The 25,740-nt window shown below is 50.5% G+C and carries 28 protein-coding genes and 1 tRNA gene; 26 read left to right on the top strand and 3 right to left on the bottom strand.

What is annotated here, in order from left to right; translation table 11 throughout:
- Positions 1-105: 105 nt before the first annotated feature.
- Positions 106-1,326 (bottom strand): NADP-dependent isocitrate dehydrogenase, encoded by a 1,221-nt coding sequence (locus tag ACR9YC_RS08640; protein ID WP_438726375.1) that lies wholly within the window; start codon positions 1,324-1,326, stop codon positions 106-108.
- 205 nt (positions 1,327-1,531) lie between these two features.
- Here ACR9YC_RS08640 and ACR9YC_RS08635 point away from each other — a divergent pair, with 205 nt between their 5' ends.
- Positions 1,532-2,266: a phosphatidylserine decarboxylase gene (locus tag ACR9YC_RS08635; protein WP_438726373.1), complete on the top strand. Its 735-nt coding sequence runs from the start codon at positions 1,532-1,534 to the stop codon at positions 2,264-2,266.
- 129 nt (positions 2,267-2,395) lie between these two features.
- Complete coding sequence (locus ACR9YC_RS08630; protein WP_438726370.1) at positions 2,396-3,187, top strand: CDP-alcohol phosphatidyltransferase family protein; 792 nt, start codon at positions 2,396-2,398, stop codon at positions 3,185-3,187.
- Here ACR9YC_RS08630 and ACR9YC_RS08625 read toward each other — a convergent pair.
- On the bottom strand, positions 3,165-3,461 hold the full coding sequence (locus ACR9YC_RS08625) for a hypothetical protein (protein ID WP_438726367.1): 297 nt from the start codon (positions 3,459-3,461) through the stop codon (positions 3,165-3,167). The genes ACR9YC_RS08630 and ACR9YC_RS08625 overlap by 23 nt on opposite strands.
- A 414-nt stretch (positions 3,462-3,875) precedes the next feature.
- On the opposite strand from ACR9YC_RS08625, the gene rpsB reads away from it, so the two are divergent.
- The 12 genes from rpsB to rpmE all read left to right on the top strand — a co-directional run bounded on the left by rpsB (position 3,876) and on the right by rpmE (position 15,437).
- The gene (gene rpsB, locus ACR9YC_RS08620; RefSeq protein ID WP_438726364.1) at positions 3,876-4,694 is read left to right on the top strand and encodes a 30S ribosomal protein S2; all 819 of its coding nucleotides are present in this window, start codon (positions 3,876-3,878) and stop codon (positions 4,692-4,694) included.
- 184 nt (positions 4,695-4,878) lie between these two features.
- Positions 4,879-5,802 (top strand): translation elongation factor Ts, encoded by a 924-nt coding sequence (tsf, locus tag ACR9YC_RS08615; protein ID WP_438726362.1) that lies wholly within the window; start codon positions 4,879-4,881, stop codon positions 5,800-5,802.
- Between the two features lie 195 nt (positions 5,803-5,997).
- Positions 5,998-6,711 carry a UMP kinase gene (pyrH, locus tag ACR9YC_RS08610; RefSeq protein ID WP_438726359.1) on the top strand — a complete coding sequence of 238 codons (714 nt, stop codon included), beginning with the start codon at positions 5,998-6,000 and terminating at the stop codon, positions 6,709-6,711.
- A gap of 39 nt (positions 6,712-6,750) precedes the next feature.
- Positions 6,751-7,308, top strand: a complete 558-nt coding sequence (gene frr, locus ACR9YC_RS08605) for a ribosome recycling factor (RefSeq protein ID WP_438726357.1) — start codon at positions 6,751-6,753, stop codon at positions 7,306-7,308.
- Between the two features lie 137 nt (positions 7,309-7,445).
- Positions 7,446-8,114, top strand: a complete 669-nt coding sequence (gene uppS / locus ACR9YC_RS08600) for a polyprenyl diphosphate synthase (RefSeq protein WP_438731725.1) — start codon at positions 7,446-7,448, stop codon at positions 8,112-8,114.
- Positions 8,115-8,117: 3 nt separating this feature from the next.
- Positions 8,118-8,822 carry a phosphatidate cytidylyltransferase gene (locus ACR9YC_RS08595; RefSeq protein ID WP_438726354.1) on the top strand — a complete coding sequence of 235 codons (705 nt, stop codon included), beginning with the start codon at positions 8,118-8,120 and terminating at the stop codon, positions 8,820-8,822.
- Positions 8,819-9,994 carry a 1-deoxy-D-xylulose-5-phosphate reductoisomerase gene (locus tag ACR9YC_RS08590; RefSeq protein WP_438726352.1) on the top strand — a complete coding sequence of 392 codons (1,176 nt, stop codon included), beginning with the start codon at positions 8,819-8,821 and terminating at the stop codon, positions 9,992-9,994. Before ACR9YC_RS08595 ends, ACR9YC_RS08590 begins: the two co-directional genes overlap by 4 nt.
- A 30-nt stretch (positions 9,995-10,024) precedes the next feature.
- Positions 10,025-11,137, top strand: a complete 1,113-nt coding sequence (locus tag ACR9YC_RS08585) for a M50 family metallopeptidase (protein WP_438726349.1) — start codon at positions 10,025-10,027, stop codon at positions 11,135-11,137.
- A gap of 92 nt (positions 11,138-11,229) precedes the next feature.
- The gene (gene bamA / locus ACR9YC_RS08580) at positions 11,230-13,905 is read left to right on the top strand and encodes an outer membrane protein assembly factor BamA (RefSeq protein WP_438726346.1); all 2,676 of its coding nucleotides are present in this window, start codon (positions 11,230-11,232) and stop codon (positions 13,903-13,905) included.
- Positions 13,905-14,603 carry an OmpH family outer membrane protein gene (locus ACR9YC_RS08575; protein ID WP_438726344.1) on the top strand — a complete coding sequence of 233 codons (699 nt, stop codon included), beginning with the start codon at positions 13,905-13,907 and terminating at the stop codon, positions 14,601-14,603. Before bamA ends, ACR9YC_RS08575 begins: the two co-directional genes overlap by 1 nt.
- Before the next feature lie 6 nt (positions 14,604-14,609).
- Positions 14,610-15,077, top strand: a complete 468-nt coding sequence (fabZ, locus tag ACR9YC_RS08570; RefSeq protein ID WP_438726342.1) for a 3-hydroxyacyl-ACP dehydratase FabZ — start codon at positions 14,610-14,612, stop codon at positions 15,075-15,077.
- Between the two features lie 132 nt (positions 15,078-15,209).
- Complete coding sequence (rpmE, locus tag ACR9YC_RS08565) at positions 15,210-15,437, top strand: 50S ribosomal protein L31 (RefSeq protein WP_438726340.1); 228 nt, start codon at positions 15,210-15,212, stop codon at positions 15,435-15,437.
- 100 nt (positions 15,438-15,537) lie between these two features.
- On the opposite strand, the gene ACR9YC_RS08560 is transcribed toward rpmE, so the two are convergent.
- A complete protein-coding gene (locus tag ACR9YC_RS08560) occupies positions 15,538-16,818 on the bottom strand; it encodes an NRAMP family divalent metal transporter (RefSeq protein WP_438726338.1) in 1,281 nt (426 codons plus the stop codon).
- A gap of 65 nt (positions 16,819-16,883) precedes the next feature.
- Here ACR9YC_RS08560 and gspI point away from each other — a divergent pair, with 65 nt between their 5' ends.
- From gspI to ACR9YC_RS08500, 12 genes are all read left to right on the top strand, one after another.
- Positions 16,884-17,396, top strand: coding sequence for a type II secretion system minor pseudopilin GspI (gene gspI, locus ACR9YC_RS08555; RefSeq protein WP_438726335.1), 513 nt, complete (start codon positions 16,884-16,886; stop codon positions 17,394-17,396).
- Positions 17,393-17,998: a type II secretion system minor pseudopilin GspJ gene (gene gspJ / locus ACR9YC_RS08550; protein WP_438726333.1), complete on the top strand. Its 606-nt coding sequence runs from the start codon at positions 17,393-17,395 to the stop codon at positions 17,996-17,998. Before gspI ends, gspJ begins: the two co-directional genes overlap by 4 nt.
- Positions 17,995-19,035, top strand: coding sequence for a type II secretion system minor pseudopilin GspK (gene gspK, locus ACR9YC_RS08545; RefSeq protein ID WP_438726331.1), 1,041 nt, complete (start codon positions 17,995-17,997; stop codon positions 19,033-19,035). The genes gspJ and gspK overlap by 4 nt, the downstream gene beginning before the upstream one ends.
- Before the next feature lie 249 nt (positions 19,036-19,284).
- Positions 19,285-19,361 (top strand) — tRNA-His (locus ACR9YC_RS08540).
- Positions 19,362-19,397: 36 nt separating this feature from the next.
- Positions 19,398-20,510 carry a Leu/Phe/Val dehydrogenase gene (locus ACR9YC_RS08535; RefSeq protein ID WP_438731722.1) on the top strand — a complete coding sequence of 371 codons (1,113 nt, stop codon included), beginning with the start codon at positions 19,398-19,400 and terminating at the stop codon, positions 20,508-20,510.
- Between the two features lie 178 nt (positions 20,511-20,688).
- On the top strand, positions 20,689-21,420 hold the full coding sequence (gene ccmC / locus ACR9YC_RS08530) for a heme ABC transporter permease CcmC (RefSeq protein WP_438726328.1): 732 nt from the start codon (positions 20,689-20,691) through the stop codon (positions 21,418-21,420).
- On the top strand, positions 21,417-21,545 hold the full coding sequence (locus tag ACR9YC_RS08525) for a hypothetical protein (RefSeq protein WP_438726326.1): 129 nt from the start codon (positions 21,417-21,419) through the stop codon (positions 21,543-21,545). The genes ccmC and ACR9YC_RS08525 overlap by 4 nt, the downstream gene beginning before the upstream one ends.
- Positions 21,545-22,006, top strand: coding sequence for a cytochrome c maturation protein CcmE (gene ccmE, locus ACR9YC_RS08520; RefSeq protein WP_438731719.1), 462 nt, complete (start codon positions 21,545-21,547; stop codon positions 22,004-22,006). Before ACR9YC_RS08525 ends, ccmE begins: the two co-directional genes overlap by 1 nt.
- Entirely contained in the window at positions 22,003-23,955 is a 1,953-nt protein-coding gene (locus tag ACR9YC_RS08515) for a heme lyase CcmF/NrfE family subunit (protein ID WP_438726323.1), read from the top strand. Before ccmE ends, ACR9YC_RS08515 begins: the two co-directional genes overlap by 4 nt.
- A gap of 14 nt (positions 23,956-23,969) precedes the next feature.
- On the top strand, positions 23,970-24,524 hold the full coding sequence (locus ACR9YC_RS08510) for a redoxin family protein (RefSeq protein WP_438726320.1): 555 nt from the start codon (positions 23,970-23,972) through the stop codon (positions 24,522-24,524).
- Positions 24,524-24,943, top strand: a complete 420-nt coding sequence (locus tag ACR9YC_RS08505) for a cytochrome c-type biogenesis protein (RefSeq protein WP_438726318.1) — start codon at positions 24,524-24,526, stop codon at positions 24,941-24,943. The genes ACR9YC_RS08510 and ACR9YC_RS08505 overlap by 1 nt, the downstream gene beginning before the upstream one ends.
- The gene (locus tag ACR9YC_RS08500) at positions 24,943-25,620 is read left to right on the top strand and encodes a tetratricopeptide repeat protein (RefSeq protein WP_438726315.1); all 678 of its coding nucleotides are present in this window, start codon (positions 24,943-24,945) and stop codon (positions 25,618-25,620) included. The genes ACR9YC_RS08505 and ACR9YC_RS08500 overlap by 1 nt, the downstream gene beginning before the upstream one ends.
- Positions 25,621-25,740: the final 120 nt, after the last annotated feature.

Here is a 25,740-nt window from a genome sequence, read left to right as displayed (position 1 = left end):
AGTCAGCAAAAATACAGTTGCATGGGTAACAAATTTGCAATCAGTTAAGGAATTGATGACGGAGCGGGGAGCATTGGCTCCCAGTCGCTCCGCTCAAAGCTGTGATTAAGACCAGCTCGCCATTTCTTTTTCAAGATTTTCCACAATCGCTTCAAAAAACTGACCTGTGGTTGACCAATTTTGCTCTGGACCGATGAGGATCGCCAAATCTTTGGTCATATTGCCGTTTTCTACAGTTTCGATGCAGACACGTTCCAATGTTTCGGCGAAGCGTACCACTTCCGGTGTTTCGTCAAACTTGCCGCGATACATCAGGCCGCGTGTCCATGCGAAAATCGACGCGATCGGGTTGGTTGATGTCGCTTTGCCTTGCTGGTGCATGCGATAGTGACGTGTCACTGTGCCGTGCGCTGCTTCGGCCTCAACTGTCTTGCCGTCGGGGGTCATCAACACGGATGTCATTAAGCCAAGAGAGCCAAAGCCCTGAGCCACGGTATCGGACTGTACATCGCCGTCATAGTTCTTACACGCCCAGACGAATTTGCCGCTCCACTTCATGGCGCTGGCGACCATGTCGTCAATCAAGCGGTGCTCATAAGTGATATTGGCTTCTTCAAACTTCGCTTTGAATTCGGTTTCGAAAACTTCTTCGAACAAATCTTTGAAGCGGCCGTCATAGGCTTTCATGATGGTGTTTTTGGTCGACAGATATACCGGCCAGCCACGATTAAGGCCGTAATTCATAGAAGCCCTTGCAAAATCACGGATGCTATCATCCAGATTGTACATCGCCATTGCAACACCGGGGCTAGGGAATTTGAACACTTCCAGATCAATGGACTCGCCATCTTCACCGTCAAACACCAGACGCAAAGTGCCGGGGCCAGGGATCAATGTATCGGTCGCACGATATTGGTCACCAAAGGCATGGCGACCAACAACAATCGGGTCTGTCCAGCCCGGAACCAAACGCGGTACATTATCAATCACGATAGGCTCACGGAACACAACGCCGCCAAGAATGTTGCGGATAGTGCCATTAGGTGACTTCCACATTTTCTTGAGGCCAAATTCCTCAACCCGTGCTTCATCAGGGGTGATAGTGGCACATTTAACGCCAACACCATGCTCTTTAATAGCATTTGCGCAATCTACGGTGATGCGATCATTTGTCTCGTCACGTTTTTCAACAGAAAGATCATAATATTTCAGATCGATATCGAGATAGGGCAGAATTAACCGTTCGCGGATCCATTCCCAGATGATGCGCGTCATTTCATCGCCGTCAATTTCGACGACCGGGTTTTTCACCTTGATTTTAGCCATGAATAATCTTTCCTGTTCATAAATTCGGGAGGATTCGTTTGTTGAAAACCTCTTAGCAAAGCCCGCACCTTAATCAACTGCTGCGCGAACATATTGATATAGTATCGATCACGCACGCGCACGGGGTAAATATCCCTGCGAACTTTATGGTGAGAAAGTGCAATGACTGTTGTAACCATATAAAACAGCTATTAGTAAGAATGCCATGGCAAATGAAATTCTTGATAATAGCGGCAAGGGTCTTGCGGAGTGGCGGTTTCCGTCAGTTCACCCTGAAGGCCGCAAGTTCGCGCTGATTGCAGGCGGTATTACGTTGGCATTTTTCCTATTGGGTTGGAGCCTTTTGGCATGGCCCATGGTGGGTATAACGGCGTGGGTGGCGGCGTTTTTCCGTGATCCGGAACGTGTGACCATTATGGACCCGCAATATATAACTGCGCCGGCGGATGGTTTGGTTACCTTGATACAGCAAGTGCCAGTGCCCCCCGAATTGGTGGGGCCAGATGCGCTTGGCGATGAGCCTATGACGCGAGTGTCCATTTTTATGAGTGTCTTTGACGTTCATATCAATCGCGCACCAATTGGCGGCACGGTCAAACGTGTTGTGTATATTCCAGGCAAATTTCTAAATGCTGACCTTGATAAGGCGAGCGAAGATAATGAGCGGCAACATATCCTCATAGAGCGTGATGATGGCGTTCGCATTGGTTTCACCCAAATCGCTGGGCTGGTGGCGCGGCGTATCGTTCCTTTCGTTAAGGACGGCGATGTGGTTGCTGCTGGTCAGCGAATCGGTCTTATACGTTTTGGCAGCCGCGTTGATGTCTATTTACCGGCAGGGACCATGCCGCGTATCGTCAAAGGACAAAGAATTGTGGCTGGTGAAACCGTGCTGGCGCAATTGACGATGACCCCGCAATTGGAAGGTGTGAAACATTGATGCGTGCGCCTCTTGGTCCTTGTTCTTATCAGGACCATGAGACAGATTGCCGCCACAAGCGGACATTCTTTTCTTTGCTTGAACGGCAATTTGGGCAATAAACATACGCCAATGGCAAAGAAACCTATCATGAGGGGGTATAGTCCGCGGCGCGGTGCACGCAGATTGCGGCTCTTACAGCGCAGACGCGGTCTGCCTATACGATCGGTCTTGCCGAATGCTGTTACAGTCATGGCGATGTGCTTTGGCCTGACGGGTATACGCTTCGCTTTTGAGGAAAATTGGCAAATGGCGATAGGCGCCATTGTTATTGCCGGCGTTCTTGACGGAATTGACGGGCGTATCGCGAGGCTGATGAAAGGCGAGAGTCGTTTCGGCGCTGAATTGGACTCATTATCTGATTGCATCGCCTTTGGCGTGGCGCCAGCCTTGGTCATCTATCTTTGGTCATTGAACAATATGGAAAAACTGGGCTGGGTTTTTGCACTGACCATTGCCGTTGGTTGCGCATTGCGCCTGGCCAGATTTAATGCCCAGATTGATGTTGATGAAGAACAGCCGCACAAATCTGCTGGCTTCTTAACAGGCATTCCGGCGCCTGCTGGAGCAGGCGTGGCCTTTGTGCCCTTTTATCTATGGTTTGTTACAGATAATCCGTTGTTCCGTGAGGTATGGATTGTTGCGCCATGGACTGCGTTAATTGCATTTTTGATGATTTCAAATGTAGCGACATTTAGCTGGACGTCGCTGCGGCTGCGCAGAAATATTCGGCTTGAGGCCATTGCCATCACTGCCTTGCTAGGCACTGCTATGATAACAACCCCGTGGTGGACGTTGATCTTTATCAGTGTGGTTTATCTCGCTCTAATTCCTGCTGGAATGGTGAGCTATGCAAAGGTTAAGCGGCGGCTTTCAGATTGATAAGCATATTCTCGCTGTGAACATTTGATGAAAGCCCATTAGATTGGCCATTATGGACAAGCGTCAATTTTGGCGTCTGGAAACGCTGAGGCCGGGTTGATACCTTGGGCTGTGCCCGTTGTTGCACTTTCACAACATGGTGCGCGATTGCGACTTTATAATTCATAACATTGTTCAAAGCGGATGTGCCATATTGCCGAACAGTAATGATGCCAAAAACTATGGCTGTGGCAAGCGATGCAACAAAAAAACCAGCGACCAAAAATATATTCATTTTTTTATCCTTCCGGCATTTATCACCGCTAATTCTCAATATGGCGGTAACGTCATGCACTTACCTGATAGTACGTATAAACATTGCAAATGGTTTCACTTACTACGAATTGATACCATGTGTTCCCACTGTGAACACTTTATGTACTTACAATGTTCTCATTGTCAATAAATTTCTTATGGGAGGATTCGCGTTAGAATGTGCCACACTTTGCAAGGGCTAAACATGAACTGAGTGGATAATAGGCAAAGGCGTGAAGAGCGTTCGGATAGAGACAGTCATGTTTTTTGATAAAAATACTGGATTTTGCTGAAAAGGGTGGTAAGAGCGCCGCATTCCACATGACGGACAACATATTCCGGTGCCCCTCTGGGTTACCTGTCTGTCAGAGGTATAACCGGAAGGAGAAATATTATGGCGGCACCTACCGTCACGATGCAGCAATTGATCGAGGTCGGAGCACATTTCGGCCACCAAACCCACCGTTGGAACCCACGTATGAAGCCGTATATCTTCGGCTCACGCAATGGCATCCACATTCTTGACCTGTCACAATCTGTTCCGCTCTTTGCGCGGGCTTTGGAATTTGTTTCAGCGACTGTTGAAGCTGGCGGCAAAGTTCTCTTTGTTGGTACCAAGCGTCAGGCGCAGGAGCCCATTGCAGAATGTGCTCGTTCATGCGGCCAGCACTTTGTCAATCATCGCTGGCTTGGCGGTATGTTGACCAACTGGAAAACCATTTCCAACTCTATCAAACGTCTAAAAACTCTTGAAGAGCAATTGGGCGGCGAAACATCTGGCCTGACCAAAAAAGAAGTTCTGCAACTGACACGTGAGCGTGATAAGCTGGAACTCTCTCTGGGCGGCATCCGCGATATGGGCGGTATTCCTGACGTAATGTTCGTGATCGACGCTAATAAAGAAGATTTGGCCATTAAAGAAGCCAATGTTCTGGGCATCCCAGTGGTTGCGATCCTTGATTCCAACACAGACCCTAGCAACATCGCATTCCCGGTACCGGGCAATGATGATGCCAGCCGTGCCGTGCGTTTCTATTGTGAAGCCATTGCATCTGCATCAACCAAAGGCGGTGCATCTGCAGCAGCGCAAAGCGGTGCGGATTTAGGAGCAGCGGCTGAGCCACAGGCAGAAGCTATTTTGGAAACACCTGTAGCGGAAGCGGCACCTGCTGCTGAAGCACCAGCAGAAGCAGCGCCAGAAGCTGCATCCTAATTTTCGGTTTCTTGCGGCGGACTTTATAGTCTGTCGCAAACCGGAACAGGAAATTAATAAAGCTGCCGTGCCGGTCTTATGTCTGGTGCGGCACTTTCGCGAAAATGACACAAGATGCGCTTATAGCGCGTGAACATTGTACGGGCTGCATTTTAATGGCCCATCAAAATAAGGAAGAACATTCATGGCGATTACAGCTGCAGCAGTGAAAGAACTGCGTGAACGGACCGGTGCTGGCATGATGGATTGCAAAAAAGCGCTGGCGGAAACAAATGGCGACCTTGAAGCGGCCGTTGACTTTCTGCGTGCCAAAGGCTTGGCAGCGGCGCAGAAGAAATCTAGCCGTACAGCGGCTGAAGGTCTGGTTGGTGTGGCCGTTAACGGCACAAAAGGTGTTGCTGTTGAAGTGAACAGTGAAACTGACTTTGTCGCGAAAAATGACCAATTCCAAGACTTTGTCCGCGCCGTTACACAAACAGCACTAACCAATGAAGCAGCCGATATCGACGCTTTGTCAGCCATGGATTATCCAGCTGGCGGCACGATTGCTGAAAAACTGACAAACAATATTGCAACAATTGGTGAAAACCAGTCTTTGCGCCGTTTGAAGCATGTTGCGGTCAGCCAAGGCACCGTGGTTTCTTATGTTCACAACGCAGCAGCTGACAGCCTCGGCAAAATTGGCGTGCTGGTTGCTTTGGAAGGTGATGCACCTGTTGACGCCATGGATGCGCTGGGCAAGCAATTGGCCATGCACATTGCAGCTGCTTTCCCGCTGGCGTTAAATGCCGATGGTTTGGATCAAGACGTGCTTGAGCGCGAGCGTGGCGTTGCGCGCGAAAAAGCTGCTGAATCAGGCAAGCCACCAGAAATCGTTGAGAAAATGGTTGAAGGTTCCATCAAGAAATTCGCCAAGGAAAATGCTCTGCTCAGCCAGATTTTTGTCATGGACAACAAAACGCCGGTTGCGGATGTTGTTGCTGCGGCTGCTAAGGATGCTGGCGGATCGATCGCTTTGGTTGATTATGTCCGCTTCCAGCTTGGTGAAGGCATTGAAAAAGAAGAGAGCGATTTTGCTGCAGAAGTTGCGGCAGCAGTTGGCAGCTAATTGCTGTAACTGTTGGCATTTCACATTTGCTGACGGTTAGGACGGTATAAGGGCTATCTTGCCCTTGGCACGTGTCAAACCGCGCTCTATGCTACGGCCAAATATTACGCGGTCTGTTTGCTAAAACGCTTGCAGGCCGTGTACTGTTACCAAATAATGTACTTTGCCAAATGCTGTCTTTTGAATGTGAAACTTATGACAACACCAAGATTTTCCCGAATATTGCTAAAGCTTTCCGGTGAAGCGCTGATGGGCGATGGTGCCTTTGGCATTGACCCTGAAACAGTGCAGCGCATGGCGCAGGAAGTGAAAGCGGCAAAAGATTTTGGTCACCAGATATGTCTGGTTATAGGCGGAGGGAACATTTTCCGTGGTATGGCGGGCGCCGCGAAAGGCATGGACCGAGCGCAGGCTGATTATATGGGCATGTTGGCGACGGTCATGAATGCGCTGGCTATGCAAAATGCGCTGGAACAGCTTGGTGTGCAAACCCGCGTGCAATCGGCCATTCAAATGGATCAAGTGTGCGAACCCGTAATCCGCCGCCGCGCAGTGCGCCATTTGGAAAAAGGCCGCATTGTCATTTTTGCAGCCGGTGTTGGCAGCCCTTATTTCACCACCGATAGCGGCGCCGCTTTGCGGGCGGCTGAAATGAAGTGCGATGCTTTGTTTAAGGGCACCAGCGTTGACGGCGTTTATGACAGTGACCCCAAAACAAATGCTGATGCGGTTCGCTTTGATACTGTTTCCTATACAGATGTGCTGGCCAAGGATTTGCGGGTGATGGACGCAAGTGCCATTGCACTATGCCGTGATAACGCTATTCCTATCGTCGTGTTCTCCATCCGCGAGCGTGGCAATCTTGCCAATGTTCTGGCAGGTGATGGCGTTTCAACGATTGTCGAGTAACATTTTTTCATAACCAATCTTACCAGGAGAGACCGGACAATGGCGCAATATGACAAAGCGGATCTGGAACGCCGCATGAAGGGCGCAGTTGAATCGCTGAAAGGCGATTTGTCTGGTTTGCGCACTGGCCGGGCCAATATCTCACTATTGGACCCTGTGACTGTTGAAGTTTATGGCTCCAATATGCCGCTCAATCAGGTTGCCACTGTATCGGTGCCAGAGCCGCGGATGCTCTCGGTCCAAGTCTGGGACAAATCAAACCTCACTCCGGTGGAGAAAGCTATTCGTACCGCAGGGCTGGGGCTTAACCCTATTGCTGATGGTCAGGTTCTGCGTCTGCCTATTCCTGATCTGACCGAAGAACGCCGCAAAGAGCTGGCTAAGCTGGCTGGTCAATATGCGGAAAAAGCCCGTATCGCAGTGCGCAATGTACGCCGTGATGGCATGGACATGATCAAAGCCGATGAGAATAAGAAAGAAATCGGCGAGGATGATGCCAAGAAGCTGAGCGCCGAGGTGCAGAAGCTGACCGATGAAATGATTACAGCGGTTGATGCCGCTGCGGCGGATAAGGAAAAGGAAATATTGAGCCAGTGAGCGATGCTGGTGAAGGACGGGAAGGGCAACCTTCCTCCCTGTCCTCTGAGGCGGGGCATATTGACGAATCTGCTCGGCATGCAGTGTTGGCCTCTGATGAGGGGTTTGCGCATAATGTCCGCCATGCAGCCATCATTATGGATGGTAATGGCCGATGGGCAAAAAAGCGTCATTTGCCGCGCGCAATGGGGCATAAAGCAGGTGTAGAGGCCGTACGCCGCACCATCCGTGCGATGGAAGATTTCGGGCTTGAAGCACTTACTCTTTATGCCTTTTCATCGGAAAATTGGAAGCGATCTGAAGAAGAGGTTAGCGACCTTATGGGGTTGCTGCGCTTTTACATCAAACAGGATGTTGAAGAGCTGGTCGCCAACAATATACGTCTTCATGTTATCGGCAATTATAAGGCAATGGCGCCTGATATCGTCAAGATGATTGATAAGGTGCTGGAGCGGACGGCGGATAATACAGGCACAATTTTGGCAGTGGCGCTTAACTATGGCGGGCAAGATGAAATCCTGCGTGCTGCACGCGGTTTTGCGCAGAAGGCGGCAATAGGCGAAATTGTTCCCGAGGATATTACCGAGGCGCATATGGCCTCTGCCTTGGATACTGCAAAATTGCCGCCACTTGATCTTATCATCCGCACATCGGGTGAGCGTAGGCTCTCCAATTTCCTGTTGTGGCAGGCAGCATATGCAGAACTTTATTTCACAGATACGCTATGGCCGGATTTTGGTGGCGATCATCTCAAGGCCGCATTGCAGGATTTTGCCAGTCGTGATCGTCGATATGGCGGGCGCTAATCTGTGAGCAATATTGCCAAAAATAGTGACTTGCCTCTGCGTGCCGTTTCAGGGGTAATCATGGCGGCTATTGCTTTGCTGGGCATATGGATTGGCGGCGCCGTGTTTACCTTGGCCGTCTCGCTCATAGGTGTTGGGATATATTGGGAATTTGCGGCCTTGGTGCGCAAGGGCGGCAATGGCAATTTCCCGGCTATTCCTGCTTATCTGCTGGGCGCAATATATATCGGCTTGGCCGTCATCACCTTGATTTTCTTCCGCCACAAAGATGATAGCGGTTTAGAGACATTGTTCCTGCTATTGGTCGTTGTAGCGACAGATATTGGCGCATATTTTGCTGGTCGCGCTTTGGGCGGCCCTAAGCTGGCACCGCGTATCAGCCCCAACAAAACCTGGGCTGGGCTGATCGGCGGTATGGTCGCGGCGACAATAGTCTGGACAGGGTTTAATATCGCATCGAATGGGCAAGCACTGCATATCGCACTTGTGGGCGGCGCTATGATGGCGTTCGTCGCGCAAATGGGTGACTTGCTGCAAAGTGCAATGAAGCGCCGTGCGGGCGTGAAGGATAGCGGCACAGTCCTGCCCGGGCATGGCGGTCTGTTTGACAGGACAGATGGTATGGTAGCCGTATTTTTTGTTGTAGGGCTTACCCATATCACTTTGATATTACAGTATTTTGGGATTGCAGGATTTCTTGGTTTATGAATGCACCGCGCTCCATTTCTATCTTCGGTGCAACTGGTTCAGTTGGACAATCCACGCTGGATCTGATCCGATCCAACCCTTCTGAATATCGTGTTATAGCCCTGACGGCGCATAATAATGCTGAAGAACTGGCCAAACTGGCGCGAGAATTTGACGCTGAAATCGCTGTTATCAGTGATCCGACCTATCTCGGCCCATTGCAGGATGCGTTGTCAGGAACCAAAATCGCAGCGAGAGCAGGAGAGGCGGCTCTTGTCGAGGCGGCATCGCGTGATGATGTTGACTGGACCATGGCCTCAATAGTCGGCTGTGCAGGACTTGCGCCTACTATGGCATCGCTGAAAAAGGGGCGTTGTGTCGCTTTGGCGAATAAGGAAGCGCTTGTTTCTGCAGGTGCATTGATGATGGCCGCTGCGCGGGAAAGTGGAGCGACATTGCTTCCGGTTGATTCTGAGCATAATGCCATTTTTCAGAGCCTTCAGGGCGGTGATATTTCCGAGGTCGAATCAATTATATTGACGGCAAGTGGCGGCCCATTTCGCGGCCGTACACAAGATGCACTGCGCAATGTAACGCCTGCACAAGCGGTCGCGCATCCTAACTGGGATATGGGCGCAAAGATCAGCGTCGATTCGGCAACTATGATGAACAAAGGGTTGGAACTCATTGAAGCGCATCACCTTTTTCCAGTGGGCCTTGAGAATATTTCCATCCTTGTTCATCCGCAATCGGTCATTCATTCAATGGTGGAGTATAAGGACAGGTCGGTTCTGGCGCAGTTGGGCTCGCCCGATATGCGCATACCGATAGCACATGCACTGGCGTGGCCGCGCCGCATGGCGACCAATTGTGAACGGCTGGATCTGGCAAAAATCAGCAAACTTGAATTTCATGAGCCAGACCAGACAAATTTTCCGGCCACTGCGATAGCGCGCTCTGCAATTGCTGCTGGCGGTGCCAGCCCGGCCATTATGAATGCCGCTAATGAGGTGGCTGTGGCAGCATTTTTGGGTGGTAAGATCGGTTTTCTTAATATTGTGCGCGTTGTTCAGGATACGCTGAGTCGCTTTGCTCCTGATGCTCCAAAAACTATTGATGATATAATGGCGATTGATGGGGAGGCACGCTTGGTTGCGGAAACTCTCTGTCAAGACATCGCCAGTACATCTTAGGCTTGATAGATATCGGCTAAGGAAAAGCTATTGACTGATAATCCAGGAATATTGTTGACGATTGTGGCGTTTTTGCTGCTGCTTGGGCCATTGGTATTTGTCCATGAAATGGGGCATTATCTTGCGGGTCGTTGGTGCGGTGTGAAAGCGGATGCCTTTTCTATAGGCTTTGGCAAGGAGATTGCCGGATGGACTGACAAACGTGGGACACGCTGGAAAATAGGTTTGCTGCCATTGGGCGGTTATGTGCAATTTGCCGGCGATATGGACCCTGCCAGTCGCGCTGACCCTGATTGGCTGGCCTTGCCCGATAAAGAGCGCAACCAGACATTTCAGTCAAAGTCTCTGGGGCAACGCGCCTTTATCGTATTTGCCGGACCAGCCATTAATTTTATTGCTGCGATATTGATTTTTGCGGGTCTAGCTCTTGTTAATGGGCAACCCGTTACACCTGCTATTGTCGAAAATGTTCTGCCTGATTATCCTTCTGCACAGGTTTTTGAACCCGGCGACAAAATCACAGCTATTGATGGCAGGCAGGTCGAGGTTTTGCCAGATGTCAGCCAATATGTAACCTACCATCCCGGGCGCGATGTTCGCATTACGTTTGAACGCGATGGGGTCAGCCAGACCATTGATTATACAATCGCAGCAGAAAAATTTCGTGATAGGTTTGGCAATGAATTTTCCCGCGGTGTTATTGGCTTTGATCCGGTTGATCCGGAATATCAGCCGATTGAATTTTGGGAAGCGCCGGGTGTTGGCGTGAACGCAACGATTGATACATTGGAGAATATGATAACCGGTCTTGGCCAGATTATCACCGGAGTGCGGTCTGTGCGTGAACTTGGCGGCCCGCTGAAAATCGCGCAAATTTCGGGCGAATGGCTGAACGCTGGCATTGAACCCTTCATTGTTTTAATCGCACTGATCTCAATTAACTTAGGGTTCATCAACTTGCTGCCAATTCCTATGCTCGATGGCGGACATCTGATGTTTTATGGCATAGAGGCTGTCCGCAGGAAACCAACTGACGCGGCGGTGCAGGAATGGGCCTTTCGCATGGGGTTGGTGCTGGTACTTTGCTTCATGGTTTTTGTAACTGTGAATGATTTGGTGTCTTTTGGCCTGTTGGGGCGATAGTTCGGGTTGATTGATTGCTGTCAATAGGGCAGTAGGCTGCGCAGTTAGATTGATACGCAAAATAGGGGCGTATTTATGATTGGGGTTATTTGGTGAGTGCATCTAAACTTACGGACGCAAAAGTCCGACTGATTGTTCCGCTTCTGGCAGGCACAATTTTGTCTGGTATGCCATCAATTGCGGCGGCACAGCAAAACGCTGGAACGCAAGAGGCGAACCCGCAACCGGCTGCTGTGCCTGTTGTGGCCGCGCCAAAGGCCGATGTGATCCGTTCGATAACGGTCAACGGGTCGCAGCGTTTGGAACCAGATACCATCCGTTCCTATATTCGCCTGCGCATTGGTGATGAATATAGCCAGACTGCTGCTGACCAAGCATTGAAAGATCTTTTTGGCACTGAGTTGTTTGCTGATGTCTCAATCCGCAATAATAGCGGTGCGGTGATTATCGATGTTGTTGAAAATCCTGTGATTAACCGGATTATTTTGGAAGGTAACCGGCGTTTGAAGGATGATAAAATCCTTCCTGAGATTCGCTTGTCACCACGTCAGATATTCACACCAACAAAAGTGCGCGCTGATGTTGCCCGGATTATTGAATTGTATAAGCGTCAGGGTCGTTTCGCTGCTACTGTAACCCCGAAGCGGGTGGAACAGGACCAGAACCGCGTTGATATTGTTTACGAGATCACGGAAGGCCCGCGTTCAAAAGTTCGTCAAATCAATATTATTGGCAATGAAGTTTTTTCTGACAGCAAGATTCGCGGTGAAATGGTGACGAAGCAGTCGCGATTTTTTCGGTTTTTCAGCTCCGGCGATACTTATGACCCGGACAAACTGGCATTTGACCAAGCAAACCTTCGTATATTTTATCTGACACAAGGCTATGCTGATTTTCGTGTTGTTTCCGCTGTTGCAGAAACAACTCCGGATAAAAAAGACTTTATCATCACGTTCGTGGTGGAAGAGGGTGAAAAATACACCTTTGGCGATGTTGCGGTTACCAGTGAAATTCGCGACTTTGACGGCGAGACGCTTCAACAGCGATTGTCGATGAAAACCGGCGATACATTTAATGCCAAGCAGGTTGAAGACACAGTTGAACAGTTGAGTGAAACGGCTGGCTTGTTTGGCTATGCTTTCGCCAATGTTAATCCACGTTTCCAAAAAGACCGTGAAAATCTGCAAATGAACGTGACGTTTGAAATTGCAGATTCTGATCGTGTTTATGTCGAGCGCATTGATATTAACGGCAATACGCTGACGCAAGATAAGGTTGTCCGCCGTGAGTTTCGTTTGAATGAAGGTGACGCTTTTAACAGCTTTCAGGTCAGACGTTCTACCAACCGCATTAACTCACTGGGGTATTTTCAGGAAAACCTTGAAGTCGAACAAAAAGAGGGCACACAGTCCGACAGGATTATTCTGGAAGCCAATGTACAGGAGCGTCCAACGGGTGAGCTTCAGCTCTCCGCTGGTTTTTCGAGTATTGAGAACTTCATTCTGCAGGCGTCTATTCGTCAGCGCAATTTCCGCGGCAAAGGACAAACTCTGGGCGCCAGTGTTGACTGGTCGCAATTCAGGCAGAGCATCCAGCTTAGTTTTACCGAACCCTATCTGTTTGATCGTAATATCTCTGTCGGAGCTGACGTTTTTCGCCGCGATCTGAGTAGCTTTAACTTTAATAACCAGGATACCAATACAACCTTCTCACAGTTGTCAACCGGTGCCTCAATTCGTGTTGGCGCGCCATTAACCGAATTTTTATCGCTCTTATTGCGATACAATCTGGTCGTTGATGACGTAACGTTGGATGAAAACCTGTTCTTTGCTGACCTTGATGGTGACGGCGATACAGAGTGTAATCCGCAAGCAGCAGGCTTTTTCCTCTGTGATGCCATTGGATCCAGAACAACATCTTCACTTGGTTTTTCTCTTGTTTATAGCGATTTGAATAACGGTTTCCGTCCTACTAGAGGCCAACGTCTCGGTCTTGACGTCGACTTTGCAGGACTGGGCGGCTCCGTTTCTTATCTGCGCGCGCGGATCAACGGCGAGAAATATTTCAATCTTGGCGGCGGCTTCATCTTTTCTTTACAAGGTGAGGGCGGCCATATTCAATCATTTGAAAACCGTGGCAGTCCAGCAGAGGGTATTGACGATGTTCGTTTGACGGACCGCTTCTTTTTAGGCGAGCCGCAAATTCGCGGATTTGATGTGCGGGGTGTCGGTCCGCGTGTCTTGCGGGTTACGCAATTTACCTCTTCGCTTGATGAAAATGGCAATATCATACAAACACCGGATCTAACCAATCGCCGTACTTTTCAGGATGATCCATTGGGTGGGCGCACCTATTACTTTGGCCGAGCAGAATTACAAATACCTCTTGGAAGTGGCGCGCAAGAACTCGGTCTGAGGCCGTCAGTGTACGTGGATGTCGGTTCGGTATTTAATGTCGTGCAGCCCTTGCTCCAAACCCAGCAAGCATTAGCCGTTAACGGTGCTCCACTCTTTCTCGGTTTGGATAATGATGGCAATATTACAACGGTCACCGACCCAGTTGATGCTAATGGTAATCCCAATACAGCACAATTGAGTTTTCAAGAGCTTTTTGTTGGTGATACGCCCAGCCCGCGTTTGACAGCGGGTATTGGCGTAAACTGGAATTCGCCTTTCGGACCTTTCCGTATCGACTTCGCTTATGACATTCTGTCAGAATTTGGCGACGATACAAAACTCATAACATTTGGTGTAGGGACACAATTTTAATGACCAAACTTACTATGACAGCAAAATTTACCGCTTTAGCGGCTGCGTGCAGCCTGTCTTATACGGCTGCTCAGGCACAGGTTAATGGTATTGCAACGGCTGATCCGGCTACGGCAGTAGCTGCCAGTCAGGCACGAACAACTGCTTATCAGCAGATCAATACGCAATATCAGGCCGCTTTGACGACTATCAACACGTTGCAACAGGAAGTGCAGACATTATCTACACAACTTGATGCAAACAGTGATGGCAATGTTACCGAAGCGGAAATACAGACAGCGCAACAAGCGAATAACCCTGTAATTGGGCAAATCCAATCAAAGCAAACACAAATTAACACGGCTATTCAACCTATTGTGCGCGCGCAAATCTATTCTTTGGAACAGATATTAGCCGATTATAACAATGCGCAGCAGCAAGTTGTTACAGACAAAAAGATTAACGTTATTCTGTCACCTGATGCATTTGTTTATGTGCCACCATCTGCCGATGTGACACAGGCAATTACAGATGTTTTGAATACACGGATTCCTAGCGTACAATATACGCCGCCAGCAGATTACCAGCCTAGCCAGCAAGGACAGCAAATCCATGAGCGCGTTCGTCAGATATTGCTTTTGAATGCCGCTATCCAGCGTCAGCGCGCAGCACAGCAGCAACCAGCTGCTCCAGCTCCTGCTCAGCCACAAGGCCGTTAAAAACATATGACGACCGATAGTGCCGATCTGACCCGCAATATTGCGGATATTTTGCAAGCGATCCCGCATCGCTATCCGCTATTGCTGGTTGATCGGGTGGAGCGGCTCACTATTGATGAGTCCATCCACGCAGTGAAAGCCGTGACGATGAATGAGCAGTTTTTTCAGGGACATTTCCCTGGAAGACCGATCATGCCAGGCGTTTTGATTATCGAGGCTCTTGCACAATCAGCGGCTTTATTAGCGATTGAGACATTGGGTTTGAGCGGCAGCGGCAAGCTGGTATATTTTATGGCGATTGATGGCGCGAAATTCCGCAATCCGGTTGAACCGGGCTGTTTGCTGGATCTGCATGTAGAGTTTGAGCAGAAACGCGCCCGTGTCTGTAAGTTTAAGGGCGTTGCCAAATTGGGGGATAAGATTGCTGCCGAAGCCAGCTTTACCGCCATGGTGGCGGATGCCCCTGCGAGCTGAGGCATGATATTGTGATTATACTAACAATCACGCGCTAAAATACACTTGCTAAAACCTTGGGGTGCAGCTATTGGCCGCGCTTATTTGGTTCCCAGCGCTGGTCGGAAACCAGTGCGCTAACGGAGAAATTTGATGAAAAAAGATACGCATCCTGATTATCACATGATCAATGTGCAAATGACTGACGGTACAGTTTTCCAAACCCGCTCAACATGGGGCAAGGAAGGCGACACAATGCAATTGGATATTGACCCGACATCGCACCCAGCATGGACCGGCGGCAACCAGCGCATTTTGGGCGGTGGTCGTGTCGATCGCTTCAACAAGCGTTTTGGCGGATTGTCACTTTCAAAAAAATAAGTTTGGCGTTAGCGGCGTAAACAATACAATGCATTAGGGCGGGTTTTCCCGCCCTAAGCTTTTTGGGCGCTCGCTCTGCAGAGTGCCTGACGCATTCAGTCTAACTCGCTCCCAGCTTTTCTATGACCAGGTATAATTGGCGTGCGCTGAGCAATAATGTGACCATGATGATGGCCATTGCCGGTATCTTTTGTAGCAATGATGCTGGTCCATCACCGCCGCCATGAAATACCAGCCGATATAAAAGTATCGCGACCAGCGGCAATAACAGGCCATTGGCTATCTGCGCCGTAAGGATAAGCGACAAGAGAGAGATATCAGCAAAACCGATTGCTGCGCCAATGGCGATGATAGAAAGGCCTGTCACTTTATAGAGGGTCGATGATCCTTTGCTGTGCTGATCTCTTTCGACGCTAAAGACCGCAAAAAGCTCTTGCACAATCAATGCTGTCGCCAAAGGTGCGGTGATTGCGGACGTAAGACCAGCAGCAAAAAGGCCGATGCCTATGGTCAATGTGGCCCAATCTCCTGCAACCGGAGCAATTTGCTGCGCCATATCCGCCGCGCTGGTGATGGCGAGTGATTGGGAAAAAACAAAGGTTGCCGCAGTTGATAATATTGCGATGGAAATTAGCCCGCCTAATGAGACAGCGATAAGCGTATCGCGCTTCATTTCTGCTACTGCATCTTGCTTTCTGTCATCTGCAATATCGGTCCATTTGTCGCGGGCCAAAGCAGCATGAAGGAACAGATTATATGGCACGATGGTGGTGCCAATCAGCGCGATTGCTGTGAGTGTCGTGCCATCAGGCAAGGAAGGTACAAGGCCGCTTGCCAGGGCCGCAAAGTCAATTCCTCCAGCCAATGCTGCTGTAATAAAGGCAAGGCTCATCACACTGACCAATATTGTCAAAATGCCGGTGAGCAGCTTTTGCCCACCAAAAAGGAACAACAGGCCGGCAAGCGCAGCGATAACCAATATGAGTGGCTGTTTCCCGCTATATTCTGCAGGCAGCAATATCTGCGCGCCAGCAACAGCTCCGCCCAGATTGCCGCCCTCATATGCGGCGTTACCTATAACCAGTGCAGCCAGAATGAGCGCAGCCATTGCTAGTCGGCCAATATTGCCCGGTATTTCCAGCAATATAGCTTCGGCCAAGCCACGCTCACGCAGTATGCCAATACGTCCTGCCATATTCTGCAAGATCACCGCGCCTATAATGGCAAATACTAATGCCCATAATAAAGCAAAACCATTGGCGGCTCCGGCTAAGCTAGCCGTGGTAACAGTGCCCGGACCGATAAAAGCCGCCGTCACTAGCATCGCAGGACCCGGACGATAATCACGCCAACTTGGCTTTCGCGATTGCGCTAATGTCATTCTGCAGCTCCTGATCCACAATGTTTTGTGCCAGTATAGCATTATCCTATCGTGCCGGCGGTGCAATGGCAGCACAAACTATTCCACCAGCTTCGATTTATGCACATGATTTCCTTGATGCAGTGATCGTCTTTCGCGCTTATAGAGTGCCCATGCAGACACTATTTTCCTCTTTGCAAAAAGCTTTTCAGGGACGCGCTCAGCAAGCCCTTAATGGCTTCACTTTGTTGGAAATGATGATTGCACTGGCTATTTTCGGTTTGGCTGCTCTCGCTCTGATACGGCTAACCGGATACACCACGGTGCAAACCGCGCGGCTTGATGACAGGTTGGCAGAGGAGATTGTTGCGCAAAATCTTGCGACTGAACTTCTGACAGATCCACGCCCGCCATCATTAGGCTCGGCTAGTGGAGAGCGCAGCAATATGGGTATGCGCTTTGCATGGAAGCGCACTATATCCGCTGATGCTCAGGCCAATATCGTGCGTATCAGGCTTGAGGTTGGTCGCTCGGATTTGCTACAGGGCGAGGAGCGTCCTCCCTTCACGATGGAGATTATCCGGCAGGCGGCCCAATGATGGGTTTTCGCAACCAGCCAAAACCATCGGGCTTCACACTGATAGAGGTCATGGTTGCGCTCTTCATTTTTGCGTTGCTGGCAAGTGCGGCGGTGGCGTTATTGACCGTGAGTGTCGATAGCGAGAATATCGCGCGGGAAAAATCGGATCAACAAGCAGTTTTACGGCGTTTCACCACCATCTTACGCCAAGATATGGCACATAGCTTGCCGCGTCCTGCAAGGGATGATCGCGGTAACAGATTGCCGGCTTTTTATACGCAGGACGCGGTTGTGATAGGCTTGGTGCGCGGCGGGGTGCAACAGCTTGATGAAATTGGCGGGCAAAATGCGCAGCGCATTGAATATCGCTATGAAGACGGAGTGCTGAGCCGCTTTGCCTATGACTATATTGATGGCAGCATAGCAGGGCGAGAGACTGTGTTGTTTGGTGATGTCGAAGATTTCGCGATTCGCTACAGATTTGAAAATGGTGTGTGGCAAGATGATTGGCGAGCGGAGCGTGTAATTGATCAACCTGTTGCAATTGAGATGACAATATTGCGCAAAGACAGCCCGCAGCTGCGCCTCACCGTTCCTCTTGGCCCGGGCTATAGGCTATGATGCGGGTATTACGCAGTATAGTGCGCCCCGAACAGCGGACCATTATCACACCAAAATATGGTGAAGCCGGTGCCGCCTTGCTGACGGTGCTTTTGCTGGTTGCGATATTGTCTGTTGTCGCAGCACTGATGCTGGAGCGCACCTCACTGGCCACCAATTTGGCGATCAACAGCGCTGACCGTAATGCTGCTCGCTGGTCAGGCTTCGGGCTGGAAGCCATTTCATTGCAGCGCATTACTATATTGAAACAGGAGGGGGGGCGTTTACCACCGGTTATCAGTGATGATGCGACACTGGCATGGACCGTGCCGCTGGACAATGGTGCTGGCCAGCAAGGGATTGGGCGGATAAAGGCGCGCGATGCCGGTATCTGTTTTAATATTAACGGTCTGGTTAGCGGAGATAATGGCAATCTTTCCGTGCGCCCATTGGGGGTAGAGCAATTTGTTCGTTTGGCGAATATTCTGCAAATTGACCAAAGAGAAGCGCAAGCAATTGCTGCTGCTATAGCTGACTGGATTGATAGTGATGAACAGCCCGAAATTGGCGGAGCAGAGGATGGCTATTATTTGCGGCAGGACAAGCCCTATCGCACTGGCGGTCAGCTGATCCACGATATTGCTGAATTGCGTGCTGTGCGGGGTATGAATGATGAGATTTATGCCACTTTGCAGCCATGGCTATGCGCTTTGCCAGTGGCGGAATTATCGCGTTATAATATTAACCAGCTGCGACCAGAGCATTATCCGCTTGTGGCATCGTTATTACCAGCATCCTACCCCGCCTCGCGCATTAGCGACATATTGCGCCAGCGTCCTGAGCAGGGCTTTACCAGTATATTGTCATTTTGGCAGACGGTAGGCCAGAGCCAGACTGCAATTCGCCCGCAAATTCAGCAACAGGCCGTGATCGATACGCGTTGGTTCGCGCTGGATATCGATGTGCAGGTCGGCAATTCACTGTTTACAGAATATGCTTTGATAGATGGGCAAAAACGGCCAGCCGAGCTGGTGCGGCGTATTTGGGACCCGCTGTAAACCTTGTCAGGATGCGCAGATGCGATTCTGCTAAAGTTTTATTTGCGCGGTAGGGCTGCAGCGAAAACGCAAATAAAATGACCTTAGGAATAATATTACAAACATGCATGCTTGACGGGCCATAGAGTTTTGCTATCGGACGAATATCAGCAAGATATGTTGTGCGGCCGCTAAGGTTCTTGACGCTGGTTAGGAACCCTCTCTAAGAGCCGCTCTTGGTCGGATGGAATCTTCGACAGGAAATATGTGGCGATCGTAGCTCAGTTGGTTAGAGCGCCGGTTTGTGGTACCGGAGGTCGGGGGTTCGAGACCCCTCGATCGCCCCATTATTTCTTCGGGGTTTCATTGTCATTTCCATGATTATGGTCGCGAATGTGGTCAATGATTATGGTGTGAAATTGCCGGAGAGTGCTCTGATGTGGAATTTGCCTGATTTCGATAAGCATGAATGCATCCATATGGTGCATGACGAGGCTACGGGATTACGTGCGATTATTGCTCTGCATTCAACCTATTTGGGGCCTGCAGCAGGCGGCACCCGCTTCTGGCATTATACTGATCCGGCCCATGCAATCACAGACGCTTTGCGACTTTCCCGCGGAATGAGTTATAAAAATGCCATGGCGGATTTGCCCATGGGCGGCGGCAAGGCAGTTATATTGGCGGGCAATGATGGGCGTAAAACGCCTGAAATGTTGGCCGCGTTCGGCAATGCGGTAAATGATATGGGCGGGCGCTATGTTACCGCTGAAGACGTTGGCATGACTGATGCTGATATGGTTGCATTATCGCAAAAGACATCTTTTGTTTCTGGCCTGCCAACCGACAATGCCAATAATGCTGGTGGCGATCCCGGGCCATTTACGGCGCAGGGTGTCTATCTCGGTGTGAAAGCCGCTGTTGCCGAAGGCTTGAAAACCGACGATTTGCGCGGTGTCCGCATAGCGATACAGGGCGTGGGCAGCGTTGGTGGCAAGCTCGCACGTTTGCTCGCTGCGGATGGCGCGAAACTGTTTCTCGCCGATGTTGTACATGACCGGGTTGCCGCTCTGGCAGAAGAGCTAGGCGCTGAACATGTTGGGCTGGATGACATTATGCAGGTTGAGGCTGATGTCTTCAGCCCTAATGCATTGGGCGCCATTTTGGATGATCGCTCTCTAGAAACCTTATCAGCCAAGGTGATTGCTGGCGGCGCGAATAACCAATTGGCAGAGGCACGCCATGCGTCGGTCTTGCATACGCGCGGGATCACTTATGCGCCGGACTATGTCATCAATGCGGGCGGAATTATTAGCGTCGCGCGTGAATATCTGGGGCAAAGAGACGGCGTCCATTGCAGTGTTGACAGTGTCATGGCGGAAGTTTCCAAAATTCCTGCACGGTTGCATGAAATATGGGCGCAAAGCCGTACGGATAATGTTCCAGCCGCAAATGTTGCCGATGCAATGGCACAAGCGAAGATTGGCCGCATTTAATTGCTTCCTGCGTAATTGTTAGGGAACTTTCCTATTTCCTGATGATTATCTCTTTTATGGACATTGAACGCTTGAGACTTGATCAAAGTCGTGGCAACACTCATTCCGATAAAGGGTCGTTTACCAAACAGTCCAGCTATTGTGCCGGACAAATCTGATACGGATAGTCTGTTAACACATGCATGGTTTTGCAAACCCCAATCGTTTCCTCTCTTTGGCCCGCCCATTGACATTGATTTTTCTTGTGTCCGGTCTGGCATTGATAAGCTGCGGATTGATCTGGGGTTTCTTTTTCGCTCCTGCTGATCGCTTAATGGGGGAAACCGTCCGCATCCTCTATATTCACGTTCCCGCTGCATGGTTGGGCATGGCGGGGTGGACCAGCATAGCCATTGCCAGTGTGGTTGAACTTGTGTGGAAACATCCATTGGCTGGTGTGGCTGCCCGCGCTTCAGCGGTTCCCGGTGTATTTTTTACGGCCATATGCCTTGCAACTGGGTCTATTTGGGCAAAGCCTACTTGGGGCACTTGGTGGGTCTGGGATGGCCGGTTGACCTCCATGTTCGTATTGCTGCTATTGTATCTTGGTTATCTGGCATTGGCGAAAGAAGCCCAATCGCAAGCTGCGGCTGGACGAACAGGCGCAGCGCGTATTGCGTCAATCTTTGGCATTGTGGGCGTCATCAATATCCCCATCATCAACCGATCAGTGGAATGGTGGAACAGCTTGCACCAGCCAGCAAGCATTACGGCCGGCAAGTCGTCTATTGATGGCGTATTTTTATGGCCTTTAAGCCTGGCTGTGATCGGCTTCACATTATTGTTCGCCGCAATCATCTTAATGCGCATGCGGCAATTGCTTGCCGATATTCGGACTGAAGCAAAATTACGCAGGCGGGCGGCAGTATGAACCAGATGGATTTTGTCATCGCAGCTTATGCACTGGGTGTGAGCGGCACAATATTTTTGACCGCCTATTGCCTATCGGCCATGCGCCGTGCAGAGCAAAGGCTTGAGGAGACACGGCGCAAATGATGAAGGCCAAACACCAACGGTTGATCCTGATTATGGGCGCTGTCATTATATTGGTCGCTGCATCATTGCTGGCAATATATGCCCTGCGTAATCAGGCATCATATTTTTATACGCCGTCTGAACTCACTGAAAAAAACGTTGAAGTTGACCGTGCCATCCGTTTGGGCGGAATGGTTCAGCTTGATTCCATCAAAACCGCCAATGACGGCATCACCGTCAACTTTCTGGTAGGCGATGGAGAAGCCATAGTGCCGGTCAGTTATCGCGGCATTACTCCCGATCTTTTTGTTGAAGGATCAGGCGTGGTTGCGGAAGGCCGGTTAAATGCAGACGGTGTCTTTGTTGCTGATAATCTGCTGGCTAAGCATGATGAAAATTATATGCCGCGCGAATTGGACGGGATTGACAAAACGGCGATTGAAAACAGCACCAGCAAGTCATCAATGCGTGGCGGCCAATGATTGCAGAAATCGGTCTGGCGTTTCTTTGGCTGGCTGGAGCGCTAGCTATTGGTCAGCTTTTCATGGGCGTTTTGGCGCTTCGCAATGGTGACGGGCAAGGGGCGGCTTATGCCAGCGCTATTCGCCCGACAGCGATATTGCAGGGGCTGCTGGTCAGCCTGTCCTTTATATGTTTGATCTGGCTTTTCATGGTGACCGACCTGTCGGTAAAACTGGTCGCGACGCACAGCCATTCATTAAAGCCCATGCTGTATAAATTTGCCGGCAGTTGGGGCAATCATGAAGGTTCTATGTTGCTATGGGTATCCATCATGGCCGCATCGGGTGCCTTAGTGGCATTGCTGGAAAAGCGCATTAGCGAGCGCATGATGATTGCAACATTGGCGGGCCAGGCCTTTGTCAGCATTGGGTTTTATGCATTCATCCTCCTATCGTCTAATCCGTTTGAACGGCTGTCACCTGTGCCTTTAGAAGGCAATGGTTTGAACCCGCTTTTGCAAGATCCGGGCCTGTCCTTCCATCCGCCCACGCTGTATTTTGGCTATGTTGGTCTTTCTATCGCTTTCTCATTCGCTGTGGGCGCGTTGATAACTCGTGAGGTTGGGCCAGCCTTTGCGCGGGCCATGCGGCCATGGGTATTGGGTGCATGGATTTTCCTGACACTGGGTATTACTGCTGGCAGCTATTGGGCCTATTATGAACTGGGCTGGGGCGGCTGGTGGTTCTGGGACCCGGTTGAGAATGCCTCTTTAATGCCGTGGCTGGCAGCGACGGCATTGCTGCATTCGGTCACTGTGCTGGCATCGCGCGGCGCTTTGAAGGCTTGGACAGTCATGCTGGCCGTTGTGGCATTTTCCATGTCGATGGTCGGTACATTCTTGGTACGGTCCGGCATTTTGACCAGTGTTCACGCTTTTGCGGTCGACCCTGAACGCGGCACATTCATTCTGATTTTGCTGGCAGTCTATATTGGCGGCGCAATGGCATTATTTGGTTTGCGGGCAAACACCGTGACCGAGGGTGCGAAATTTCAGATTGTCAGCCGTGAAACCGCACTGGTTGCCAATAATGTCTTGCTGATGGCTTTGTTAGCCATTGTCTTGATGGGCACCTTATATCCCTTGGTCACAGAAGCGATGGGCGAGCAGGTTTCTGTCGGTCCACCCTATTTCAATCCGGTTTCTGCGATCTTTTTTGTGCCTATGCTGATTGTTATGGCGGTTGGGCCAATGCTGCGTTGGCGTAAAGACAGTTTGCAGCGCGTGACCACTGCCATGGCCATATCTGCAATGACGGCGGCTTTGGCACTGCTAGCGCTGGTTATATTCGCGCCTGATGCTGGCCTATTGCCATCAATTGGTCTGATCTTGGCTGCAGGGTTGGCGATTGCCAGCCTTTACCCCTTATGGAAACGCAATCTGCGCCGCACCCCATTGCCCACCTATGGCATGGTCTTGGCACATCTGGGTGTGGCGGTCAGTCTTGCTGGAATGGCCACAGAGTCCGCCTTTACGACAGAACGCCTAGTGGCATCGCAAGTTGGAGAAAGTCATGAGGTTGCTGGCTGGACGGTAACGCTTGAGGGTATTGAGCCGGTGGCTGGCCCTAATTGGACAGCACTTGCGGCACGTGTAAGTGCAAAATCGGGCGATAAGGTGGTTATGCTTGAGCCGCAATCACGCAACTTTGTTAAACCTTTTACCAATACCAGCGAAGCTGCTTTGCATACTCAATGGTTTGGCGGCCAGCTTTATGCTGTGCTTGGGGAGCAGGCGGCAGATGGACGCTGGCAATTGCGCCTTTGGTGGAAACCTTTTGTGCATTTCATATGGCTTGGCGGTCTTTTGATCGGTTTTGGCGGCTTATTATCCTTGATCGGCAGACTGGTTCAGGTCAGACGCAGGCCAGTTAAGGCTGAACATGGTTCCGCCGATCCGGCGATGGCGTAATTGTCAGGACGGTGATGATGACAGAAAATCCAGGAAAATCTGGCTTTCGTTTGGCGCTTTGGCTGCCGTTAATCCTTGTTGTCGCGATTCTGGCTATAGCCGCTTACAGCCTGTCCAACCCATCTGAACGCGTTATCACATCAAAGCTGGTCGGTTTGGATTTGCCGCAGTTCGACTTGCCAGCCGCTTTTGACGGACAGCCGGGCCTTACCCGTAGTGATTTTGCTGATGGACAGCCCAAATTGCTGAATATTTTTGCAAGCTGGTGCGTGCCGTGCATTGCTGAGGCTCCGCATCTGGAAACGTTGAAAGCCAGAGGCGCGAAAATCTATGGTGTCGCTATTCGTGATAGCAGCCCCGATATTAACCGCTTCCTGGCGCGTAATGGCAATCCTTATGAACGTATCGCATCTGATCGTATAAGTGCACTGCAATTAAACCTTGGTTCTTCAGGTGTGCCAGAGACGTTCGTGATCGATGGGAAAGGCAAAATAGTTTATCAGCATATTGGCGATATTCGCAGTGATACAATCCCGGTTTTGCTTGCCAAATTGGAGGAGGCACGGTGATGCGATCTGTGCTTATCATAGTCTTTGCATTGGCTGCGATGTTGACGCAGTCTATTTATGCACAGAGCAGATTGCCAGATGCGCCTTATGCCAATCAGCAATTGGCAGACCCAGAGCAAGAAGCGCTAGCAGCCGATCTTATGCTGACATTGCGCTGCGTGACGTGCCAAAGCCAATCCATCGCTGATTCTGATGCTTCACTGGCGGGTGATATGCGCCATCAGGTTCGCACGCGCATCGCTGCTGGTGAAGACCCTGAATCGATCCGGCAATGGATGATTGCCCGTTATGGCGATTGGGTTTCTTATGAACCAACAGTCAAACCTATAACATGGCCACTTTGGGCTTTTCCTTTGGTCATAATTGCTTTGGCCCTTTTCCTGCTGCGTGGGCGCTTTGTGCGAAAGGTTGAGGACTGATGGTCTTTCTCGTCATTATCATTTTCGTGGGACTGGCGATTGCTGGCACATTCCTGTTAGCACGGCCCAAGCGCGGCGGCATCGAATTGCTGGCTGCTGCATTTTGTATCGGGCTGGCGGGCTATGCTTGGCAGGGGGAGCCTGCGCAAAAAGGCGCGCCAAAGGAGAACGCCGCTGCCATTGCCAATCCGAATGACGAAGCAATTGCTTTGCGCCAGGCCATGGGAAATAAGTTTAGTGGAAGCCGCGACTGGCTGGTCATTGCCGATGCACAAAGCCGTCAGGGCAAATTCGCCAATGCCGCGGCATTGCTGCGCAACGCGGTTCGGGAAAACCCCAAAGATGTTGATCTGTGGTTGGCGCTCGGCAACGCCCTTGTCGGGCACGGGGATGGTTTTATATCTCCCGCTGCAACATTTGCCTTTCAAGAAGCGGCCAATGTTTCGCCAGAGCACCCCGGCCCGCCCTTTTTTATGGGATTGTCATTGGCGCAATCAGGCCGTTTGGATGATGCGCGGGCCATATGGCAGGAATTGCTTGATCGCAGCACGCAAGACGCACCATGGCGGCCCGATCTTGAAGAGAGATTGGCGCGACTCGATGCTGCGTTGGGCGTGCAAAGCGCAGAACCTACATCTTCACCAAACCAAACACCCCTGCCGCAAACCGAACAATAACCTGCAAGCCGTTGTAAAATAAGCTATAATAAAGGAAGGTTCGGTCAATATGCGCGCACCTTGCCTTGCCAGCCGCACCGTGATAATTCGCGCCGAAAGCGCCACATACAGGCGCAGTTA

The sequence above is a fragment of the Parasphingorhabdus sp. DH2-15 genome, from assembly GCF_051668705.1.
Taxonomy (GTDB): Bacteria; Pseudomonadota; Alphaproteobacteria; order Sphingomonadales; family Sphingomonadaceae; genus Alterisphingorhabdus.
The sequence above is the reverse complement of the archived record's forward strand: the minus strand, read 5'-3'. Positions and strand labels throughout refer to the sequence as shown.

What these genes read in the sequence shown, in the direction of transcription:
- ACR9YC_RS08640 (WP_438726375.1), bottom strand. Translation starts at nt 1,326, where the DNA reads ATGGCTAAAATCAAGGTGAAAAACCCGGTCGTCGAAATTGACGGCGAT.
- ACR9YC_RS08635 (WP_438726373.1), top strand. Translation starts at nt 1,532, where the DNA reads ATGGCAAATGAAATTCTTGATAATAGCGGCAAGGGTCTTGCGGAGTGG.
- ACR9YC_RS08630 (WP_438726370.1), top strand. Translation starts at nt 2,396, where the DNA reads ATGAGGGGGTATAGTCCGCGGCGCGGTGCACGCAGATTGCGGCTCTTA.
- ACR9YC_RS08625 (WP_438726367.1), bottom strand. Translation starts at nt 3,461, where the DNA reads ATGAATATATTTTTGGTCGCTGGTTTTTTTGTTGCATCGCTTGCCACA.
- rpsB (WP_438726364.1), top strand. Translation starts at nt 3,876, where the DNA reads ATGGCGGCACCTACCGTCACGATGCAGCAATTGATCGAGGTCGGAGCA.
- tsf (WP_438726362.1), top strand. Translation starts at nt 4,879, where the DNA reads ATGGCGATTACAGCTGCAGCAGTGAAAGAACTGCGTGAACGGACCGGT.
- pyrH (WP_438726359.1), top strand. Translation starts at nt 5,998, where the DNA reads ATGACAACACCAAGATTTTCCCGAATATTGCTAAAGCTTTCCGGTGAA.
- frr (WP_438726357.1), top strand. Translation starts at nt 6,751, where the DNA reads ATGGCGCAATATGACAAAGCGGATCTGGAACGCCGCATGAAGGGCGCA.
- uppS (WP_438731725.1), top strand. Translation starts at nt 7,446, where the DNA reads ATGGATGGTAATGGCCGATGGGCAAAAAAGCGTCATTTGCCGCGCGCA.
- ACR9YC_RS08590 (WP_438726352.1), top strand. Translation starts at nt 8,819, where the DNA reads ATGAATGCACCGCGCTCCATTTCTATCTTCGGTGCAACTGGTTCAGTT.
- ACR9YC_RS08575 (WP_438726344.1), top strand. Translation starts at nt 13,905, where the DNA reads ATGACCAAACTTACTATGACAGCAAAATTTACCGCTTTAGCGGCTGCG.
- fabZ (WP_438726342.1), top strand. Translation starts at nt 14,610, where the DNA reads ATGACGACCGATAGTGCCGATCTGACCCGCAATATTGCGGATATTTTG.
- rpmE (WP_438726340.1), top strand. Translation starts at nt 15,210, where the DNA reads ATGAAAAAAGATACGCATCCTGATTATCACATGATCAATGTGCAAATG.
- ACR9YC_RS08560 (WP_438726338.1), bottom strand. Translation starts at nt 16,818, where the DNA reads ATGACATTAGCGCAATCGCGAAAGCCAAGTTGGCGTGATTATCGTCCG.
- gspI (WP_438726335.1), top strand. Translation starts at nt 16,884, where the DNA reads ATGGCAGCACAAACTATTCCACCAGCTTCGATTTATGCACATGATTTC.
- gspJ (WP_438726333.1), top strand. Translation starts at nt 17,393, where the DNA reads ATGATGGGTTTTCGCAACCAGCCAAAACCATCGGGCTTCACACTGATA.
- gspK (WP_438726331.1), top strand. Translation starts at nt 17,995, where the DNA reads ATGATGCGGGTATTACGCAGTATAGTGCGCCCCGAACAGCGGACCATT.
- ACR9YC_RS08535 (WP_438731722.1), top strand. Translation starts at nt 19,398, where the DNA reads ATGGTCGCGAATGTGGTCAATGATTATGGTGTGAAATTGCCGGAGAGT.
- ccmC (WP_438726328.1), top strand. Translation starts at nt 20,689, where the DNA reads ATGCATGGTTTTGCAAACCCCAATCGTTTCCTCTCTTTGGCCCGCCCA.
- ACR9YC_RS08525 (WP_438726326.1), top strand. Translation starts at nt 21,417, where the DNA reads ATGAACCAGATGGATTTTGTCATCGCAGCTTATGCACTGGGTGTGAGC.
- ccmE (WP_438731719.1), top strand. Translation starts at nt 21,545, where the DNA reads ATGAAGGCCAAACACCAACGGTTGATCCTGATTATGGGCGCTGTCATT.
- ACR9YC_RS08515 (WP_438726323.1), top strand. Translation starts at nt 22,003, where the DNA reads ATGATTGCAGAAATCGGTCTGGCGTTTCTTTGGCTGGCTGGAGCGCTA.
- ACR9YC_RS08510 (WP_438726320.1), top strand. Translation starts at nt 23,970, where the DNA reads ATGATGACAGAAAATCCAGGAAAATCTGGCTTTCGTTTGGCGCTTTGG.
- ACR9YC_RS08505 (WP_438726318.1), top strand. Translation starts at nt 24,524, where the DNA reads ATGCGATCTGTGCTTATCATAGTCTTTGCATTGGCTGCGATGTTGACG.
- ACR9YC_RS08500 (WP_438726315.1), top strand. Translation starts at nt 24,943, where the DNA reads ATGGTCTTTCTCGTCATTATCATTTTCGTGGGACTGGCGATTGCTGGC.